Source organism: Georgenia subflava, assembly GCF_009193155.1.
In the GTDB taxonomy this organism is placed as follows: domain Bacteria; phylum Actinomycetota; class Actinomycetes; order Actinomycetales; family Actinomycetaceae; genus Georgenia; species Georgenia subflava.
Genome location: NZ_VUKD01000001.1, coordinates 316,995 through 336,716, shown reverse-complemented (window position 1 = coordinate 336,716; position 19,722 = coordinate 316,995). Strand labels below are relative to the sequence as shown.

The 19,722-nt window shown below is 67.4% G+C and carries 18 protein-coding genes; 17 read left to right on the top strand and 1 reads right to left on the bottom strand.

The genetic code is table 11. The features are described 5' to 3' along the window. Positions 1-42 precede the first annotated feature (42 nt). The 14 genes from GD748_RS01520 (at position 43) to GD748_RS01455 (ending at position 14,561) form a co-directional block, all read left to right on the top strand. Positions 43-1,113, top strand: a complete 1,071-nt coding sequence (locus GD748_RS01520; protein WP_152193440.1) for an ABC transporter substrate-binding protein — start codon at positions 43-45, stop codon at positions 1,111-1,113. Next, on the top strand, positions 1,110-2,000 hold the full coding sequence (locus tag GD748_RS01515) for an ABC transporter ATP-binding protein (protein ID WP_226920634.1): 891 nt from the start codon (positions 1,110-1,112) through the stop codon (positions 1,998-2,000). Before GD748_RS01520 ends, GD748_RS01515 begins: the two co-directional genes overlap by 4 nt. Beyond that, on the top strand, positions 1,997-2,845 hold the full coding sequence (locus GD748_RS01510; protein WP_152193439.1) for an ABC transporter permease: 849 nt from the start codon (positions 1,997-1,999) through the stop codon (positions 2,843-2,845). Before GD748_RS01515 ends, GD748_RS01510 begins: the two co-directional genes overlap by 4 nt. After that, complete coding sequence (locus GD748_RS19360) at positions 2,842-3,597, top strand: isochorismatase family protein (RefSeq protein ID WP_193312765.1); 756 nt, start codon at positions 2,842-2,844, stop codon at positions 3,595-3,597. Before GD748_RS01510 ends, GD748_RS19360 begins: the two co-directional genes overlap by 4 nt. Further along, positions 3,597-4,808, top strand: a complete 1,212-nt coding sequence (locus tag GD748_RS01500) for an FAD-dependent oxidoreductase (protein ID WP_152193437.1) — start codon at positions 3,597-3,599, stop codon at positions 4,806-4,808. Before GD748_RS19360 ends, GD748_RS01500 begins: the two co-directional genes overlap by 1 nt. Before the next feature lie 55 nt (positions 4,809-4,863). Next, positions 4,864-6,054, top strand: a complete 1,191-nt coding sequence (locus GD748_RS01495) for an MFS transporter (RefSeq protein ID WP_152193436.1) — start codon at positions 4,864-4,866, stop codon at positions 6,052-6,054. A 531-nt stretch (positions 6,055-6,585) separates the two neighbouring features. Further along, positions 6,586-8,166 (top strand): sodium:solute symporter family protein, encoded by a 1,581-nt coding sequence (locus GD748_RS01490; protein WP_152193435.1) that lies wholly within the window; start codon positions 6,586-6,588, stop codon positions 8,164-8,166. After that, complete coding sequence (locus tag GD748_RS01485; RefSeq protein WP_152193434.1) at positions 8,166-8,609, top strand: hypothetical protein; 444 nt, start codon at positions 8,166-8,168, stop codon at positions 8,607-8,609. The genes GD748_RS01490 and GD748_RS01485 overlap by 1 nt, the downstream gene beginning before the upstream one ends. Before the next feature lie 24 nt (positions 8,610-8,633). Next, complete coding sequence (locus GD748_RS01480) at positions 8,634-9,959, top strand: CaiB/BaiF CoA transferase family protein (RefSeq protein WP_152193433.1); 1,326 nt, start codon at positions 8,634-8,636, stop codon at positions 9,957-9,959. Further along, positions 9,956-11,194, top strand: coding sequence for a CoA transferase (locus GD748_RS01475; protein ID WP_193312764.1), 1,239 nt, complete (start codon positions 9,956-9,958; stop codon positions 11,192-11,194). Before GD748_RS01480 ends, GD748_RS01475 begins: the two co-directional genes overlap by 4 nt. Before the next feature lie 32 nt (positions 11,195-11,226). Further along, entirely contained in the window at positions 11,227-12,405 is a 1,179-nt protein-coding gene (locus GD748_RS01470) for a thiolase C-terminal domain-containing protein (RefSeq protein ID WP_152193431.1), read from the top strand. A gap of 48 nt (positions 12,406-12,453) precedes the next feature. Beyond that, positions 12,454-12,882, top strand: a complete 429-nt coding sequence (locus tag GD748_RS01465) for a Zn-ribbon domain-containing OB-fold protein (RefSeq protein ID WP_152193430.1) — start codon at positions 12,454-12,456, stop codon at positions 12,880-12,882. A 93-nt stretch (positions 12,883-12,975) separates the two neighbouring features. Beyond that, positions 12,976-14,133 carry a thiolase domain-containing protein gene (locus GD748_RS01460; protein ID WP_152193429.1) on the top strand — a complete coding sequence of 386 codons (1,158 nt, stop codon included), beginning with the start codon at positions 12,976-12,978 and terminating at the stop codon, positions 14,131-14,133. Next, entirely contained in the window at positions 14,130-14,561 is a 432-nt protein-coding gene (locus GD748_RS01455) for a Zn-ribbon domain-containing OB-fold protein (RefSeq protein WP_152814753.1), read from the top strand. Before GD748_RS01460 ends, GD748_RS01455 begins: the two co-directional genes overlap by 4 nt. Here GD748_RS01455 and GD748_RS01450 read toward each other — a convergent pair. Continuing rightward, on the bottom strand, positions 14,530-16,392 hold the full coding sequence (locus GD748_RS01450; RefSeq protein ID WP_193312763.1) for a helix-turn-helix domain-containing protein: 1,863 nt from the start codon (positions 16,390-16,392) through the stop codon (positions 14,530-14,532). The two genes, GD748_RS01455 and GD748_RS01450, sit on opposite strands and share 32 nt — an antisense overlap. Before the next feature lie 162 nt (positions 16,393-16,554). Here GD748_RS01450 and GD748_RS01445 point away from each other — a divergent pair, with 162 nt between their 5' ends. The 3 genes from GD748_RS01445 (at position 16,555) to GD748_RS01435 (ending at position 19,717) form a co-directional block, all read left to right on the top strand. Beyond that, positions 16,555-17,931 carry an ABC transporter substrate-binding protein gene (locus GD748_RS01445; RefSeq protein WP_152193426.1) on the top strand — a complete coding sequence of 459 codons (1,377 nt, stop codon included), beginning with the start codon at positions 16,555-16,557 and terminating at the stop codon, positions 17,929-17,931. A gap of 80 nt (positions 17,932-18,011) precedes the next feature. Further along, positions 18,012-18,890: a carbohydrate ABC transporter permease gene (locus GD748_RS01440; RefSeq protein ID WP_193721587.1), complete on the top strand. Its 879-nt coding sequence runs from the start codon at positions 18,012-18,014 to the stop codon at positions 18,888-18,890. Beyond that, on the top strand, positions 18,890-19,717 hold the full coding sequence (locus GD748_RS01435) for a carbohydrate ABC transporter permease (protein WP_152193425.1): 828 nt from the start codon (positions 18,890-18,892) through the stop codon (positions 19,715-19,717). The genes GD748_RS01440 and GD748_RS01435 overlap by 1 nt, the downstream gene beginning before the upstream one ends. Positions 19,718-19,722: the final 5 nt, after the last annotated feature.

Here is a 19,722-nt window from a genome sequence, read left to right as displayed (position 1 = left end):
TCAGGTACTTGAGTACCGCAAAATCCTCGACGAGGAGGAATCATGAAGCTGAGCAGGTTCCGCACCATCACCACCGCACTCACCGTCACGATGCTCGCCACCGTGGCCGCCGCCTGCAGCGCCGGCGGCGGCAACGCCGGCGCCGAGGATCCCCCGGAGACCTCGGCCGCCACCGAGGAAGGGAGTGAGGCGGCGCCGGAGGAGATGCTCACCTGGACGGTCGGCGTCATGCCGTGCTCCACCGACTGCGGGTTCCTCCGCATGGCGCAGGAGCAGGGCTTCTACGAGAAGCACGGCGTCGACGTCGAGTTCGTCGAGCTGCAGAGCGCCTCGCAGATCTACCCGGCGCTCGCGGCGGGCGAGGTCGACGCGATCGAGCAGAGCCCGGGTGGGCTGTTCATCGCCCAGGTCACGGGCGGGCTCGATGCGAGCGTCATCGGCTCCTCGATGGACGGCATGCCCTACGCCATCTACGCCAAGTCCGAGCTCGAGAGCATGGAGGACCTCGAGGGCAAGACCATGGCGATCTCCTCACCGACCGGGCTGCCCGCGCTGGTGGCGCAGCTGATGGTCGAGGACGCCGGGGTCGACTGGGCGAGCATGAGCCCCGTCAACGCGGGCGGGAACGCCGACCGGTACCGCGCCGTCGTGGCCGGGACCGCAGACGCGGCCTCCTCGCCGGCCGACTACGTGCCCCAGGCGGAGACCGACGGCGTGAACGTCCTGGCGCTGTCCACGGACGTCATCCCGGACTACCCGCGGTACATGATCATCGCCCGCAACGACAGCCTGGCCGAGAACGGCGAGGCCGCCACGCGCTACCTCGCCGGCCTGATCGAGGGGCTGCGGTACGCCTACGACAACCCGGACGAGGCCAAGCAGCTCGCCGCCGACGCGATGAGCACCACCCCGGACGACGAGATCGTCACCTATATGCACGACCTGATCGTGGAGAAGGAGCTGGTCGACCCCGACGCCGGGATCGACATGGCGAAGCTGGAGTTCCAGGAGGAGGTCCTGCGCGACGCAGGCGAGCTCACCGCGGACATCGACCTCGACGCGCTGGTCGACGACTCCTACCAGCAGGCAGCGCTGGAGATGGTGGAGCAATGACATCGACCCTCACGACCGACCGGACCGGAGCGGGCAGGATCATGAACGCCACGAACGAGCACACCGACCGCGTCGTCATCGACAACGTCTCCAAGGAGTTCGAGATCGACGTCGGCAAGGAGAGGCAGCACGTCCAGGCGCTCCAGGACGTCTCGTTCTCGGTGCGTGAGGGCGAGATCGTGGCGCTGACCGGGCTGAGCGGCTGCGGCAAGACGACGCTGCTGCGGATAATCATGGGGCTGGAGAAGGCCACCAGCGGGCAGATCGCGGTGGGCGGCAACGTCGTCACCGGCTGCGGCTACGACCGCGGGCTCGTCTTCCAGCACGCCGAGCTCTTCCCGTGGCGCACCGCGCTGCAGAACGTCGAGTTCGGCCTCGAGGTCAAGGGCGTCGCCAAGAAGGAGCGCCGAGCCATCGCCCGGGAGAAGCTCGAGCTGGTCGGGCTCGGCAACGCGATGGACCGGCGCCCCAACCAGCTCTCCGGCGGCATGAAGCAGCGCGTCGGGCTGGCCCGGGCGCTGAGCATCGACCCGCAGGTGCTGCTCATGGACGAGCCGTTCGGGGCGCTCGACGCGCAGACCCGGGAGGGCCTGCAGGCCGAGGTGCTCCGCATCCACCAGGAGACCAACAAGACCATCATGTTCGTCACGCACGACCTCGACGAGGCCGTGCTGCTGGCGGACCGCGTGATCCTCATGGCCTCGCACCCGGGCCGGGTGGACCGCGTCTTCGACATCCCGATCGCCCGGCCGCGCACCGACGTGCTCGCCGTGCGGGGCTCGAAGGAGTTCGCCGACCTCAGGTACGAGATCTGGCACGCGCTGATGGCCGACGTCCACGCCGGCGGCGGGGCCGCCGCGACGGCCGGAGCAGGAGGACAGCGATGACCACCATGACGCAGGGCCGCGCGAGCTCGACGCCGGCCGATCGGCACATCCGGCAGGGCGCCGCCCGTGCCCGGCTCGGCCGGCAGAAGTACCGCCTGATCACCGTCGCCTCCGTGGTGACGCTGCTGGTCGTCTGGGAGCTCTTCGGCCGGCAGATGAACCCCATCTTCGCGTCCTACCCGACGGCGATCGCCCAGTCGGCCGCCACCCAGATCTCCGACGGGACGCTGACGGCGGCGCTGGCGGACAGCCTCCAGCCGCTCTTCCTCGGGTTCTTCATCGCCGCGGTGATCGGCATCCCGGTGGGCCTGCTGATCGGGCGCTACCGCGTCATCGACGCGGCGCTGGGCATCTTCGTCACCGGCGGCTACTCGATGCCGATGGTGGCCTTCATCCCGCTGTTCATCCTGTGGTTCGGGCTCGGGTTCACCGTCAAGGTCGCCGTCGTCGTCGTGATGACGGTCTTCCCGATCATCATCAGCACCTGGGCCGGCGTCAGCGCCGTGCCGAAGCCGATGATCGAGGTGGGCAAGTCGTTCGTCGCGAACGAGGACGCGCTGATGCGCAAGATCATCCTGCCCGCGACCATCCCGCACATCATGACCGGGCTGCGCCTCGGCATCGGCCGTGCGGTCATCGGGATCGTGATCGCCGAGTTCTTCACCGCGATCGGCGGTCTCGGCGGGCTCATCATCACCGCGGGCCAGCGCTTCGACACCGCCGCCCTGTTCGTCCCGATCGTCGTCCTGATGATCCTCGGCATCGGCCTGACGAAGCTCGTCGGCTGGCTGGAGGGCAAGGTCGCGCCCTGGTACTCGAGCGTCAGCGGCGGGAGGGACCAGTGACGACGGTTCTTCCCGACGGGAGGGTCGACTTCAGCGCCATCCTCGACGAGCGTGATGCCGCGGTGTTCGCCGCCGCCGGCTACGGGGAGCGGGCCGGCTTCGGCAGGAAGCCGGTGCTGGTCGTGATCGACGTCAACCACAACTTCTGCGGCGACCGGCCCGAGCCGATCCTCGACTCGATCCGGCGCTGGCGGAACAGCTGTGGCGAGGCGGCCTGGGAGGCGCTGCCGCACGTCGCCGCGCTCATCGACTCCGCCCGGGCCAACGGCATCCCGGTCATCTACAGCACGGGTGAGGACCCGCGCCCCGACGGGCTCAACTCCGGCCGGTGGGCGGACAAGAACCGGCGCCGGGCGGAGGACTCCGAGGCACATCCGGCGGGCGTCAACGAGATCATGCCGCAGATCGCCCCGGAGGCCGGCGACGTCGTCATCCGCAAGCCCAAGCCCAGCGTCTTCTACGCCTCCCCGCTGCAGAGCTACCTGGTCGAGCTCGGCGCCGACAGCCTCGTGCTGTGCGGGACGACCACGAGCGGCTGCGTCCGCGCGACGGTGCTCGACGGCTTCTCGAACAACTACCGCATGAGCGTGGTGGCCGAGGCGACGTTCGACCGCGGCCGGGTCTCGCACCTGGTGAACCTGTTCGACATGGACCAGAAGTACGCCGACGTCGTCGGGGTCGAGGCGACGACCGCCTTCTTCGACGGCCTGCCCGCCGACCTCTACCGCGTCCCTGCCACGAAGGAGTCTTGATGAGCGACCATGGACGGGTGATCGTCGTCGGCGCCGGACCCGTCGGCGTCGTGGCGGCGATGGCCGCCGCCCGGCGCGGGTTCGCCGTCACGATCATCGAAGAGGCCACCGAGGTGATGGAGGACCCGCGCGCGTCGACCTTCCACCCCTCGACCCTGGAGATGCTCGACGAGCTCGGCATCATCGACGAGTTCATCAGCCGCGGCCTGGTGGCCCGGTACTTCGACTACTGGGACAAGCCGGCGCACGAGCTGGTCGCCCGGTTCGACCACGAGGTCCTGGCCGAGGAGACGAAGTTCCCGTTCGTCGTGCAGACCGAGCAGCACAAGCTCTCCCGCATGGGGCTGCGCCGGCTGGGCGAGATGCCCGACGTGGACGTGCGGCTGGGCACGAGCTTCGAGACCGTCGAGCAGACGGCGACCGGCGTCGTCGCCCACGTGCGCGGACCGGACGGCCCCGAGCGCGTCGAGGGCGCGTGGCTGATCGGGTGCGACGGCGGACGCAGCACGGTGCGCAAGTCCCAGGGCATCGAGTTCGAGGGCTACACCTGGCCCGAGCGGTTCGTCGTCCTCACGACGCTCTTCGACTTCGCCGATGCCATGGGCTGCAGCCCGCGCGCCTACCTCGCGGACCCGCACGAGTGGACCAACCTGTTCAAGGTGGCCGGCGACGACATGCAGGGGCGGTGGCGGGTGGTGTTCCCGACGGCGGTCGACGAGACCGACGAGGAGGCGCTGAGCGACGCCTCCGCCGCGCGTCGCCTCGCCGGGGTGTGGCCCGACGCCGGTGCCGGAGAGCTCGTGCACCGGAAGATCTACCGGGTCCACCAGCGGGTGGCGGCGAGCTTCCGGCAGGGTCGGGTGTTCCTCGCCGGCGACGCCGCGCACGTCAACAACCCGATCGGCGGGCTGGGCCTGAACTGCGGCATCCACGACGTGATGGACCTCCTCGACACGCTGGACGAGGTCACCCGCGGTGCCGAGCCGGACCTGCTGGACCGGTACGAGCGGCGCCGGCGCGAGCTGAACATCCGGTTCGTGCAGGACCAGACGGTGAACAACAAGAAGCGGCTGGAGGAGCGGGACCCGGCGGTGCGCCGGGCGAACCTCGACAACCTGCGCGCGACGGCGGAGGACCCCGCCCGGGCGAGGGCGTTCCTGCGCCGCACCTCGCTGCTCGACAGCGTGCGGGACTCGCAAGCCATCGCATGAGCGCGCCCGTGAGCAGCTCCTCGCTTCTCGACGGAGCGCCGGAATCCCACGTCGCATGAGCACGAGCACCCCCGTGAGCAGCCCCTCGCCGATGCGCGAGGGGCTGCTTGCCGGTTACCTGGCGCTCGCGATGGCGGTGGGTCCGCTGGCGCACTACGCGATCAGCGCGCTAGGGCCCTACGTCGTCTCGGAGCTCTCGCTCTCGGCGGGCGAGTTCGGGTGGCTGTGGTTCGTCACGTTCGGCATCGCCGCGGCGCTGACGATCGCCGGCGGGCGGCTGACGGACCGGTGGGGTCCGCGGCGGCTGCTGCTGGTCGGTTTCGCGTGCGGGGCGGTGGCGCTGCTGGTGATCGGCTCGGCGCCGTCGTTCGTCTGGCTGATGGCGGGGATCGGCGTCGCCGGCGTCGTGCAGGCGATCGCCAACCCAGCCACGAACCACGTGATCTCGACCGACATCGGCAGCGGCCGGTACGGGCTGGTCGTCGGGGTCAAGCAGTCGGGCGTGCAGATCGGACAGCTGCTCGCCGGGCTGGTGCTGCCGTTGGTGGCGGCGTGGACCTCGTGGCGGCACGCGATCCTGTACTGCACCGGTCTCGCCCTTGCCGGGCTGTGGCTGACGTGGCGGATGCGGTTCTCTGCCGGTGGCAGCCGACCGGACCAGGCGGGTCGGCCGAGCCGGGTGCCCGCGCGGATCTGGTGGCTCAGCGGCTACGCGCTGCTCATGGGGGTGCTGATCCAGGCGAGCAACGTGTACCTGCCGCTGTACGCGCACCAGGAGCTGGGCGCGACGTTCACCCGGGCGGGCATGGTGGCCGCGGTCCTCGGCGGGGTGGGCGTGGCGGCGCGGATGGCCTGGGGGCGGCTGGTGGACCGGTTCGCGGACGAGCGGGCCGTGCTGCTGTGGCTGGCGGTGCTGGCCGCCGTCGCCGTCGCGATGTTCGCGCTGTCCGCCTCGGTGGGGGAGCTCCTCATGTGGCTCGGGGCGGCGCTGTTCAGCTTCAGCGCGCTCTCGGCGAACGTGGTGATCATGGCCGCCGTCGTGCGGTCCTCCCCGCCGGGCACGGTCGGCCGGAACACGGGGTGGCCCTCGCTGGGCCTGTATGTCGGGTTCATGCTCGGACCGCCGCTGTTCGGGATCGTCGTCGACCACCTCGGCGGCTACCTGACCGCGTGGTTCGGGCTCCTGGTCACTGCTGTGCTGCTCGCCGTACTTACCTGGCAGTGGCGGACCGCGCGTCCCCAGTGACGAAGCAGTCACTGTCTTCTCACACCGAGCGGCTTAGTACCGCCGCCGTCTGGAAGGCGCGTTGCGGCACTGAAGGTGTCAGTCGCGGCAGTACCCACCCGACTTCAGCGCCGACCATCGAGCGTCGAGCGTGCGAAGGAACTGGCAGTCGAGCGTCCGCCGTCGAGCGCTCTGCCGCCCAACGACGCGTGCCGCCTCCGGAGCCCGAAGTCGGAGCGATCGTCGCCTGATCGTCGGTGCACCCGCAAGGTGGATACATGGTCTGGCAGCAATATGCCCTAGGTAGCTATTTGGCTCGCACACCTGCCGACATAGATTCGGAAGCACTCAAGCAGCAGATCGTCAGCGACGAAGCACGACGATCACGTCCACCCCGGCTCACCAGCTCGTTACGACCGAAACCTCTCGGCAACCAACACGAGAAGCCCAACCTCAGCGTTCCCCGTCGGGTGCAACGCGATTTGGGTGCACCCTCCGACAGTTCTAGTCGTTCACTCCGTTCCCAAGATCAATGATGACGAAGGGGCTCACATGGATGCGCAAACAATCATCCTTGTCGTAGCGATCGCGTACCTAGGGCTGATGCTCGCTATCGGCTTCTGGGCGAATACGAAGATGAAATCCTCGAAGGAATTCTTGGTGGCGGGTCAGTCGCTCGGATTCTTTGTGATGGCGATGGCGTCATTCTCCTCCATCCAGAGCGGATGGGGCATGGTCGGCGCCACCGGCACGACCTCTGCGTGGGGTCTCGCAGCGCTGGTGGGGACGGCCCTGCTGGCTCCCCTGGGGTTCGCCCTGGCCTGGTTCCTGCTCGGTGGTCGTCTGCGGCTTATCGCCCACCGTCACGAGGTGTACAGCATCCCCGACATCGTGCGGGTGAGGTATGAGTCCAAGTCGGCCCACCTGTGGATGTCCATCGCCATGATCCTCGGCGCGATCGGGTACATGACGGCGCAGATCGTCGCTGCGGGCGTGATCACGAGTCTCCTGCTCGGAATTCCGTTCGCAGCTGCCACGTGGGTCGGTGCCGTCGTCGTCGCGATCTACACCATGGCCGGTGGGATGCTGGCGGCGGTCTGGACCGACCTCGTCCAGGGAATCATCATGATCGCGATGTCGATCGTGATATTCGGAATTGCGATGGCAAGCGGCGGCGGGTGGACCGGAATCATGGGCACCCTCGCCGGCGAGGACATGGCGTTCTTGTCGCTCGACGGAGTCAAGCCCGTCGTCTGGATCATCGCCAACACGATCATGATCGTTCTCGGGATGGTCGCTCAGCCGCAGCTCATCCATAAGTTCTTGATGCTCAAGTCTCCGAAAGAACTCAAATGGGGCGCCACCGTGGCAGGGCTGGGCTATGCCACGACGACCCTGTTCTCGCTCGGAGTCGGTGTGGCTATGCGTGCGGCCATCATTGACGGCCGGTTGGCCGAGCCGGACCTGGACTCGACCGCGACCAGCTTCCTCTCCAACTTCACCAACCCGATCGTTGCCGGTCTGGCCCTGACAGCGCTGCTGGCCGCGATCATGTCGAGCGCCAGCAGCTTCATCACCATCGGTGCCTCCGCGCTCATGCGTGACTTGACGAGCGCCCTGCGGATCGCTGTGCGACGCGACCTGCTGTGGAACCGTCTCGCGAGCCTCGTCATCGTCGGCGCTTCGCTCTTCATCGGCCTGTATCTCGACCAGATCATCTACTTGTTAGGCGCCATCGGCTGGGCAGCGTTCGGTGCAGCCATCTTCGGCCCCATCATCCTGGGCATCTACTGGCGACGTGGCACCGGCGTCGCCGCGACGATCTCCATCATCAGCGGTCTTGTGCTGAACGTCGGGTTCACGCTTCTGACCAGCCAGGCCGGCTGGGTGCCTCCGGAAAACTTCTTCTCCGGTGCCGTGGTCATCGTGGCAGGAATCCTCGTGTACATCGCCTTGTCGTACGCGACGTCGTCCGAGGCCGACAAGCGCCGGTTCGACGAGCTTTACCCCCTGGTGCTCGCACAGAACACCACTGGCGCTCCGGACGACCGCAACGTGGCGGTCCTCGCCGAAGAGGTCCCGCGACCTCCCAGTTCGCGCGCCAACAAGTTCGCAAGCGAAGGAGCTGAGTGATGTATTCGTCGAAGTCTGGCCAGAGTCGGATCGACCGGTTCGTGCTGACGTTCGCTGGGCTGCTGGTGCTCACCTTGATCGGCATGTTTGCCGGCTCGCCGGCGCTCATCATCATCCCGGTGCCGCTCCTCATCGCGCTGCTGACGTTCATGTCCGTCCTCGACCGTGAGAACGGATGGCCTGATCGGGCCACCATCACGGCACTCATTGCTTTCCACACTGTCTCGACCGCCCTCTGGGTCGTTGCCCTCGTGGCGCTCTACGACGAACGGATCGCCATCGCCGGCATGCCCATCAGCACCGGGGTGCTCACGCTCGTCGCGTGGCCGTTCTACGCGCTCTTCAGCGGCCCCCTGTACGCGTTCTGCGCCGAACGGCTCGGGCTGACGACGATCCACGCGTCATTGGCGCCGTCGCCCGACGCCGCACCCGAGACCGCCTGACCAGTCGACGTAGGAGTGAATCAGATGGAGAACCGCAAGCGCCCGCTGACGGGTGTCCGAGTCCTCGACTTCAGCTGGAGCGTGGCAGGGCCCACGATGACGCGGTACCTCGCGTCCCTCGGAGCCGAGGTCATCAAGGTTGAGTGGCCGACGAACCCCGACCCGATGCGCAGCGCCATGTACCTGCGCGACGAGAAGAACAAGACGCTCAACAACGGTCCCTTCTTCGCCAACCTCAACGTGGGGAAGAAGAGCCTCACCATCAACGTCCGGACCGAAGAGGGACTCGCGGTCATCCGCGACCTGATTCGAGAGTGCGACGTCGTCGCTGAGTCGTTCTCGGCCTCGGTGCTGGAGCGCTGGGGGCTGGGCTATGACGAGCTCAAGAAGCTGAACCCCTCAGTCGTGTACGTGAGTGTCAGCGGATTCGGCCACACCGGCCCACACAAGAACAAGAACACGTGGGGGCCGACCGCCCAGGCGATGAGCGGCACGACCTTCATGTCCGGTAAGCCGGGTGCTCCGCCGGCCGGCTGGGGCTGGTCCTACCTCGACGTCGCGAGCGGATATATGGGCGCCGTCGGCGTGCTGACCGCACTGTCCCGTCGCCAGCGGACCGGCGAGGGCGCCCGGGTCGACATGTCGCAGGTCGAGGTCGGCATCTCCCTGGTCGGCACCGCGCTGCTCGAGGCCGCCATGACCGACCGCTCGCTCCGGAGCGAGAGCATCCCCGGCGGCAACCGGTCGGTCTCCCCGGACGGAGAGGTCGTCGGCTTCCGCGGGGACACCGCCAGCCCCAGCAACGTCTACCGGACCCGGGGTGACGGACCGAACGACTACTGCGCGCTGTCGGTACTGGACGACAAGCAGTGGAGCTCCCTCAAGAAGGCACTCGGCAACCCGGAGTGGGCGCAACGTGCCGACTTCGACAACGCCGAGAACCGCGCAGCGCATCAGGACGACATCGACACGCACATCGGCAACTGGATGCGCAGCCACGACAAGTACGAGGCGATGTATCACCTCCAGCAGCACGGGGTGCCGGCCGGAGCCGTCCAGACGGGCCGTGACCGCGTCGAGCACGACCCGCAGCTACGTCACCGCAATATCTTCACCTCGCTGGAGCATCCTCACCTCGGAACTCAACTGTTCGAAGGGGTGCCGTTCCGATCGCCGTCCAGCGACTACACCCTCCAATCGCGGTGGCCCGTCCTCGGGAACGACACCGAGTACGTCCTGGCCGATGTCCTGGGCTACTCCGACGACCAGATCTCACAGCTCCGCGACTCTCACGTCCTATGGCCGGAAGGCATGCCGGCCAACCCCGCAGTCGAAAGGTCACTCTGGTGAACACCAACGACATGATCACCCCAATGCTGGACGGACTGACCGTCCTCGAGCTCGACAGCGGCGGCCTCGCCGAGTTCGCCGGCAAGCTGCTGGCCGACTCCGGCGCCGACGTGATCAAGATCGAGCCGCCGACCGGTGCCTCTAGCCGTCGAGTCGGCCCGTTTCTCGGCCAGGACGGCGACCGCGAATCCGGCCTGCAGTTCGAGCATTACAACACCTCGAAGCGCTCGGTGGTCCTGGACCTCGAGAGTGAGGCGGACCGCGCTGCCCTCAAGGCTCTAGCGGCACAGGCCGACATCGTCCTGGACGGCCTCGGTGCCGGTGTCGCCGACAGGCTCGGCATCGGCTGGCAGGCGCTGCAAGCGAGCAACCCAGGCCTCATCTACTGCTCCATCACGCCCTTCGGGGTAGACGGGCCCTGGAGCGGCTACGCCGCCAGCGACCTCACGCAGCTGGCGCTCGGCGGGGTGATGGCGTCCTGCGGGTACGACGACCTGCCCGACGACGACCCGATCGCCCCGATCGGCGGCCACGCCAAACACCTCGTCGGCATGATGGCCACGATGGCTACGCTGGCGGCCGCCTTCGAAAAGGGCGTCTCCGGCAACGGTCAGTTCATCGACGTCTCGGCCCACGAGTCCATCGCCACGTCCACCGAGATGGCGGTGCCGTTCTGGATCTACCAGCAGCGAGACGTCGAGCGCCACACCGCGCGGCACGCGATGCCGGCCGACACACCCCGGTGGCAGCACCTGTGCGCCGACGGCAAGTATCTCCTCGCGCTACCGCTATACATCGACGACGCGCGGTTCGCCGCCCTCGTCGAGTGGTTCGACGCAGAGGGGATGGCGGAGGACCTCGGCGATGAGAAGTACCGCCACTCCGACACCCGGGAGAACGAGATGTTCCACGTCGTGGACGTCATCGGGCGGTTCTGCGCGCAGCACGACTCGGATTACATGTTCCGAGAGGCTCAGGCCCGCCGACTGCCGTGGGCCCCGGTCAACTCTCCCGATGAGCTGCTCCGGGACGAGCACTTCACACAGCAGAGGGACACGTTTGTCGAGGTCGGGTCGAGCAGGGGTACGCACCGGTATGCCAAGCCGCCGTTCCTTGTGGGTAACCCCGCACAGCTGAGGCCGGCACCGACGCTCGGTGCCCACACCAACGAGGTCCTCAACGCCCTGCTCGAGAGCGAGTACGACGAGGACGCGCTCGCCCCGCAGCGGGCGTGAACCGAGAACCGACACCAACGCAAGGAGCCACAGTGGTCAGCACAATCACGGACAAGGCCTACATCGCCGGCGTCGGCGAGACGGAGTACGTGCGGGGCACGCCGAAGGGGGAGCGTCAGCTCATCCTGGAGGCCTCCGTCGCCGCATGCCGCGACGCGGGGGTGGACCCGTCGACGGTCGACGGGGTGGTGATGGCGTGGAAGGACGTCCCCACCAACGAGGACTTCATCGCCGCCCTGGGGATAAAGGATCTGCGCTTCCACTCGCACGTACACATTGGCGGCGCGTCACCGGTGGCAGCCGTCGTCCAGGCAGCTGCAGCCGTTGCGGCAGGACTCGCCAAGCGCGTCATCGTGGCGACCGGTCACAACTTCTACTCCACCACCAACCGTCTGAGCTCGGTCGAGCAGTCCCCGGGCGGTGTCGGGAACGTCCCCGGCTACGAGATCCGGAACAACCTGGAGAATCCGGCCGGACTGCTCGCCCCGATGCAGTGGTACAGCCTGCACGCTAATCGGTGGTTCCACGAGACGAAGGCCGATCCAGGCGGCATGGAGACCGTGGCGCTCACGACACGCAAGCACGCCCAGCTCAACAAGAAGGCCTACATGCGTGGCCGTGAGCTGACCAGCGAGCAGTACTGGGCGTCGCCGACATTCGTGAAGCCCTTCCACCTCTTCGATATCTGCCTCGAGACCGACGGGGCGGCCGCTGTGCTCGTCGTGTCGGCGGAGGAGGCACGCGACATGGGCAGGCGTGCCGTCGCCATCGCCGGCGGCGCAGAAGGACACGCGGATTCCCCGGACGACCTGTCCAGCCGCCCGGACATTCTCAACATGGGGATCACCAAGGCCGCGGACCGCGCTTTCGACATGGCCGGTATTCGCCGTGAGGAGGTCGACTTCGCCGAGATCTATGACTGCTTCACGTTCGTCGTGCTGCGGCAGATCGAGGAGATGGGCTTCTGCGGCAGAGGCGAGGCGCCCGACTTCGTCAGCGGCGGCCGGATCGCCCTCGGTGGCGAGATGCCGATCAACACCCACGGCGGGCTGCTCTCCCAGGCACATGTGGTCGGCATGAACCATGTGGTCGAAGCCGTCTCACAGCTTCGCGGTGAGGCTGGCGACGCCCAGGTGCGCGACGCCCACATCGGGCTCGTGACCGGATACGGAGATTTCAGCGACGGCTCCGTCGTCCTGCTGCACAACTGACCGGCCAGCCACACACGGATACCGCGACGACGAAGGAGAAGACAAGACATGGGCACGACGACAACCATCAGTGTGGCGCCTCCCGCGCCGCTTCTTCCCGAAAACCCGCTGTACGAGCAGTACTTCGACGGACTGCGCGCAGGGCGGATCACTGTGCGAGAGTGCACCGAGTGCGGCACTGGCCAATGGCCACCGCGCGAGCTCTGCGGACGGTGCCAAGGCTCCAGCTTCGCGCCCCGCGACGTACCGACCACCGGCGAGGTCTACACCTACACGGTGATGTACCGCGCCTTCCACCCCTGGTTCAAGGACCAGCTGCCGTACGGCGTCGCCGTCGTCGAGGTGGAGGAAGGCATCCGGATCATCGGCCGATACGTCGGCGACGACCCCGAAGAGCTTGCGTGCGGCCAACGCATGGAGGCCGTATTCGACGACCTGGGCGAGGACAGCGGCTCGATCGCCTGGCGACCGGCCTGACCACATGACCCACAGAGGTGCCCCGCGCGGTCGGTGCGAGCGCGGGGCACCTCTGCTACCGGCACAGTTGCCACACCGAAGGGGCTCACCTGAATGTCGATCCGCGGACTTTCCCACATCGCCGGGGTCTACGAGCATCCCGAGCGCCGTATCGTCGGCCGTACCGTTGCCGAGGTGATCGCCGACGTGGCGTACGGCGCGCTCGCCGACGCCGGACTCTCCGTCGCTGACGTCGACGGCTTCTTCTGCTCCTCCGAGGTCCCAGGGATCGGTTCGATCTCGATGGCGGACTACCTTGGGCTCGACGGCCTGCGCTACATCGACACAACGGAGGGTGGCGGCGCGTCGTACCCGATGCACATCGGTCACGCGGCGGCAGCGATCGCCGCGGGAAAGTGCCGGGTCGCTTTGGTGACGATGGCGGGCATCCCGTCGGTGTACCCGCCGGACTTCGGAACAGCGGGGCCGGAGTTCGATTACGAGAGCGACATCGGGCTGACGATCCCGCCGAGCTACGCACTGGTGGCTATGCGGCACATGTACGAGTACGGCACGACGGCCGAGGACCTTGCGCTCATCAAGGTCGCCGCCTCGCGGCACGCACAGCACAATCCCCGGGCGTTGCTGCAGAACGTCGTCTCGGTGGAGGAGGTTCTAGAATCACCGCTGATCGCGGACCCGCTCCACCGACTCGACTGCTGCGTAACCACCGACGGCGGAGCTGCCGTGGTGGTCGTGGCGGCTGATGTCGCGCGCGAGCTAGAACGGCGCACGGTGAAGGTCCTCGGGCACGGCGAGACGATCAAGCACAGCAGCCGAGGCGACATCGACCTCCTCCACACCGGCGCCGCCGTCTCCGGGCCGCGCGCCTTCGACGAGGCAGGGGTGCGGCCGGCTGACATCGACTACGCGTCGATCTACGACTCATTCACGATCACAGTGCTGACCAGCCTCGAGGACCTCGGGTTCTGCGCTAAGGGGCAGGGCGGGAGGTTTGTGCGCGACGGGACGCTCGAGGCACCGTTCGGAGCGCTGCCCATCAACACCGACGGCGGCGGACTGAGCAACAATCACCCGGACTTCCGTGGAGGGATGGTCCGCACGGTCGAAGCGGTGCGGCAGCTTCGTGAGGAAGCGGCTGCCGAGGTCCAGGTGCCCGAGTGCGAGCTGGCGCTGGTGCAGGGGCACGGCAACCAGCTCGGTACCCGATCCGCGGCCTCGACACTCATCCTTGGGAGGGAGGACTCGTGAGCATCGCCGACACCGTCGAGGTTGTTGATCTCGCACCTGCGGAGCGGTTCTCGGGCGCACTGGCCGAAGGCAGGCTCGAACTACCCTTCTGCACCCGTTGCCAGAGCCTCGTGTGGTATCCGCGTGCACGCTGCCCGGTCTGCATGACCGGCATCACGAGGTGGGTGGAGCTCTCCCGGCGAGGAACCGTCTACTCGTACACGGTGAACCGGCGACCACCGCGCAACCTCGGCCCCGGGCCGGTAGTGATCGCCTACGTCGAGCTCGACGAAGGACCGCGAATCCTGGCACAGGTCGTCGGAGTCTCCGCAGACGCCGTCCATATCGGCGCGGGGGTGGAGCTCGCTCCCGCAGGTTCAACTTCACCCCGACTCGCGTTCGCGCTCGACACGGCGGTCAACGGTCGAGACGGTGCAGGACAGCTCTGAGGTGCAACGCGATCTGCACCTGCAGCCGTGAGTCCGGGCTGTTCCAGTCGGGGCCGAGGAGGTGAGTCACGCGATCGAGCCGCTGAGAGACGGTCTTGGGGTGTAGGTGCAAGCTTTGTCCGGTCTGGTTGACGTTACCGGCGTTGCGGAAGTATGACTGGAGCGTTTCCTCGAGCGACGTGCCCCGCTCGGCGTCGTAGTCCAGCAGGGGGCCGAGCACCATGCGGACGTAGCCGTCGACGTCCTTGTTCTTGGACAGTAGCAGGCCGATGAAACCCAGATCCTCCGTGTCGGCGATCTGCCCACGTCTCCCCAGCGCAAGCAGGGTCTCCAAGCACGTCCGCGCCTCGGCGTACGCCGCCCGTACGCGCCTCGCGCCGCCGGCCGAACCGGAGACGCCGATCGTTAAGCTCTGTCCCGCGATCCGCGTGAGCTCGGCCGTGACCGCCTCGGCAGCCTCACGAGGTGCGCGGCTCGGGATGGCCACGACGAGACGGCCGCCGTGCATCGTCGAGAGGCCGTGCTGAGTGGCCGCGAGATGTGCGGCGGAGTCCGCAAGTCGATTCCGCTCGCCTCGGACCTCGATGGCCAGCAGAGCGAACGCTGCGTCAGGGTCGACGCCGAGGAGCCGGGCACGCTCGATCATTCCCTCTTCTGCCCTGCCGAGGAGTACGTCCTCGAGCAGCTCGCCCCGCACCCGCAGCTCTGACGCGGCGAGGGAGCGGCGGAAGAGTAGGAGAAGGCCGGTCACCTGAGCCGCGCGCTCCAGCACTCGCAGGTCGGCCTGGCCGGCCGCGTCCCGCAGAAGCGTGATGCTTCCGAGCGTGTCGGCTCCGGCCACTACCGGCGCCGCGGACGCGTTCATCTCCACTTGCGTCGTCATGGCATCGAGCGCCCGGGCGTGGAGTTCTGCGAGTCGCTCGACGCTCACGTCGTTGGCGGTGGCAGCTATCGGAGCGCCGCTCGTGTCCGCAATGACGACTTCTCCATCGAGGAGGCTCTTGACCTCGTCGGCCACATCGACAAGATCGCCGCCTTGCAGCACGAGCGCGGTGAGCCGGTCATGGGCCTCCGCGGCTCGCCTGATATCCGCGTTCTGCTTCCGCAGGAGTTCTCCCGCGACGCGAAGGTCATCCAGCCTTGTCTGGCTCTCGCTGCGCAGGCGAGCTTTGTCGATGGCGATTGCCGCATGTGCGCCGAGGGACGCCAACAAAGCTGTGTCGGCCGCCGAGAACGGACGCTGCGTCCGGTTAGCCGCAAAGAGCACCCCTATGACCCGGTGCTCGAGCATCAGCGGTACTCCGAGAAGCGAGACAAGACCCTCTTCTTGCACCGCCGCATCAGTAGAAGCGGTGTGCTTGATCCGGTCGTCCTCGAAGTAGTTAGGGGTGTTGTACGGGATCCCCGTCTGTGCCACGCGACCACCGACACCTTCCCCCATCGGAACCCGGACCTCGTTGAACAGAGCCGAAGCACCGCCGTCGGTCACAGTTGTGTAGCTGTCACCGGCTTCATGATCGACCAGAGTGAGATACGAGATATCCGAGCCGAGCAGCCGGCGAGACCGCGCGACGATCGCTTCAAGCACCGACTGGAGTTCCGTCCGTGAGGCCAGCTCGCCCGCGGTCTCGAACAGGGCGGACAGCTCCGCTTCGCGTTGGCGGCTGGTGTCGAGCAGATGACGGACCTTCAGGGCGAGCCGGTGTGCCTCCGCGAGCTCGTCGAGAGTCCGGGTACCGGATCCCGACTCGACGGCGCGGTCGACTGGGCCGTCGAAGGCGCTGGCCGGCGAGTCGGCGGCTAGAAGCCTCAAGAAAGACATCGTCGTCATGGTCGACATTGTTAACCACCTGCGCTGTCGAGTCCTTCTGGATCCGTTTCGGATGTTGGGCGTCGAGGGCCCGCTGTCCCTTGACGGGTAAGGGCCGACCGCTCTACTGTCACCTCTGACGTCAGACATCAGATGTCATCCGTCCCTTGGAGGTAGGTCTCAATGACGAGCTCGATCCGCGACCGCTCATGGCGGCGCAATGCCCAGGGCGCACTCGCAGTCGGGAGTGCGGCCGTCCTTCTGGCGGCCTGCAGTTCCGGCAGTGGTGACGCTGATGCCGCACCGCAGCCCGGGGACGGCGCCCTTGCCGGTGAGGTGGTCTTCTGGCACAGCTTCACCCAGGGGCCCCGCGCCGAGTACATGGAGGAGATGGCGGCGAAGTTCGAGGACGAGCACCCCGAGGTCGATATCACCATCGAGACCTTCGCGTGGCCCGAGTTCTACACGAAGTGGACGACCGGGCTCGCCGCCGGGCAGGTTCCCGATCTCAGTACCGCCCTGCCGAACCACGTCGTCGAGATGATCAACGCCGAGGCCCTCGCGCCCGTCGACGATGTCATCGACGACCTCGGACGGGATCGCTTCTCCCAGGCAGCTCTCTCCGAGGGGCAGTCCGACGGCGTCAGCTACTCCGTCCCGATCTACTCCCACGCCCAGGTGATGTGGTACCGCACCGACCTGCTCGCCGCGGCGGGCCTCGAGGTTCCGCAGACCTGGGACGAGCTCGCCGCTGCGGCCAAGGCGCTCACGGCCGACGGCGTGTACGGCATGTCCGTCCCGCTCGGGTCCAACGACATGATGGCCACCCGGTACCTCAACTTCTACGTCCAGTCGGCGGGGGAGACGCTCGTGGACGAGGACGGCCACGCCGACCTCACCTCCGACGCCGCGATCGACGGGATCAACTACTGGGTCGACGCCTACCGGGCCACCTCGCCCGAGGGCAGCATCAACTACGGCGTGCTCGACCAGGCCACGCTCTTCTACCAGGGCAAGACCGCCTTCGACTTCAACTCCGGGTTCCACATCTCCGGCGTGGAGTCGACGACCCCCGACCTGCTCGGCTCCATCGCCGCGGCCCCGCTGCCTCGCCTCGAGGCCGGCGACGAGATCTACGGCGGTGAGACCTCGAACATCCCGACGGTCGTGTGGAACGCCAGCGACGTCCAGGAGGAGGCCAAGGCCTTCCTCACGTTCCTCTACAACGACGAGGACTACGTCGACTTCATCCACTCCGTGCCCGGCGGAATGCTGCCGGCCCTGAAGGACGTCTCTCAGAGCGAGGCGTACCTCGACGACGAGACGCTCACGACGTTCGCCGACTCCGTCGCGGTCATCGAGGAGGCCGTGCCCATGGGCACCGCGATCGGCATGGAGGACGGGCCGGCGGTCCAGTCCGGCATCATCACCAGCCAGGGTGTCATCGAGCGGATGTTCCAGGACATCATCCTCAACGGCGTGCCCGTCGAGGAAGCGGCCGCCGACGCTCAGGAACAGCTCGACGAGCTGTTCGAGGCCGCGGGCGCGGAGCTCGGCTGACCGTGGCACTCACGACGGAGACGGCCCCGGCCGTCACGACAGGCAGGCCCGCCGCGGGCGGACGACCGCGGCGGACCCGACTGGCACGGATCGACGCCGTGGGGCTGGCGTTCGTCCTGCCCGGCGTGGTCGCCGTCGTGGGACTCCTGATCTACCCGCTGCTCTCGAGCGCGTACTTCGCCGTCACGAACAAGAACCTCCTGCGGCCCAGCCACGAGATCGTCTGGATGGAGAACTTCCGCGACCTGCTGACGTCCGAGGCGTTCTGGTCGGCGTTCCGCACCTCGATCTGGTGGACGGCCGGCTCGATCGTCGGGCAGCTCGTGCTCGGCTTCCTGCTCGCCCTCGCCCTCGACAGGGTGCGCCGGTTCTCCGGGCTGTACCGGGTGCTGCTCATCATCCCGTGGGCGTTCCCGGCGATCATCATCGCGTTCTCGTGGAAGTGGATCCTCAACGACGTCTACGGATTCCTGCCCAACCTGCTCACCGCCGTGGGCCTGACCGAGAGCAACGTCAGCGTCCTCGCCAACCCGAGCACGGTCGTGTGGGCGGTGCTCGGGATCAACATCTGGTTCGGCGCCCCGCTGTTCATGGTCAACATCCTCTCCGCGCTCAAGACGATCCCGCGGGAGCAGTACGAGGCAGCGACGATGGACGGGGCCAGCGAGCTGCAGAAGTTCCGGTTCATCACCTTCCGGAACATCCGTAACGTCATCGGCCTGCTCGTCATCCTGCGGACGATCTGGGTGTTCAACAACTTCGACCTGCTGTTCCTCATCACCGGCGGTGGACCCGGCGACATGACGACAACCCTGCCGATCTTCGCCTACCGCACCGGTTGGGGGCTGCACCAGCTCGGCATGGCCTCGGCGGTGACGATCCTCCTGCTCGTCTTCCTCCTGCTGCTCGCCCGGGTCGCCTTCACCGTGCTCAACCGGTGGGAGAGGGAGGACGACTGATGCGTACCCGTCGCCGGAGCCAGCTGCTGCTCCACGTCTTCCTCCTCGCCGTCGCGGCAGTGTTCGTCTTCCCCCTGCTCTGGATCACCGTCACCTCGTTCAAGACCGGGCCGGACCTGTCGAGCAACCCGCTGTCCGTCCTCCCGCAGGAGTTCACCCTCGCCAACTACGAGAAGGTGCTGGGCGAGCTCGGCTTCCTCACGAACCTGCGCAACAGCCTGCTCATCTCCCTCGCGGCGACGGCGATCACGATCGTGGCGGGCACGCTCGCGGCCTACGGGATCGTGCGGTTCTTCCCCCGTGTCGGCAAGCGTCTCACCCGCCTGCTCATCGCCACCTACATGTTCCCGCCGATCCTCCTCGCCGTCCCCTACGCGGCGATCATGGTCGCCCTCGGCCTCATCAACACGTACGTCGGTCTGGTCCTGGCGTACCTGTCGTTCTCGTTGCCCTACGCCATCTGGATGCTCGTCGGCTTCTACCAGACCGTCCCGCTCGAGATCGAGGAGGGTGCCGCCGTCGACGGGGCCGGCCGCTTCCGCGTGTTCCTCCAGATCTCGACGCCGATCGTGCTGCCCGGCATCGTCGCCACCGCCGTCTACACGTTCATCAACACGTTCAACGAGTTCCTCTACGCACTGCTGTTCATCAACGAGTCCGAGAAGATGCCGGTCGCCGTGGCGCTGTACTCCCTCACCGGCTCGGAGGTCCTCGACTGGGGCGCGATGATGGCCGCCTCCGTGGTCGTCGTCGTCCCCTCGGTCCTGTTCTTCATGTCCATCCAGAAGTACATCGCGGGCGGACTCGCCGAGGGATCGGTGAAGTGATGCCC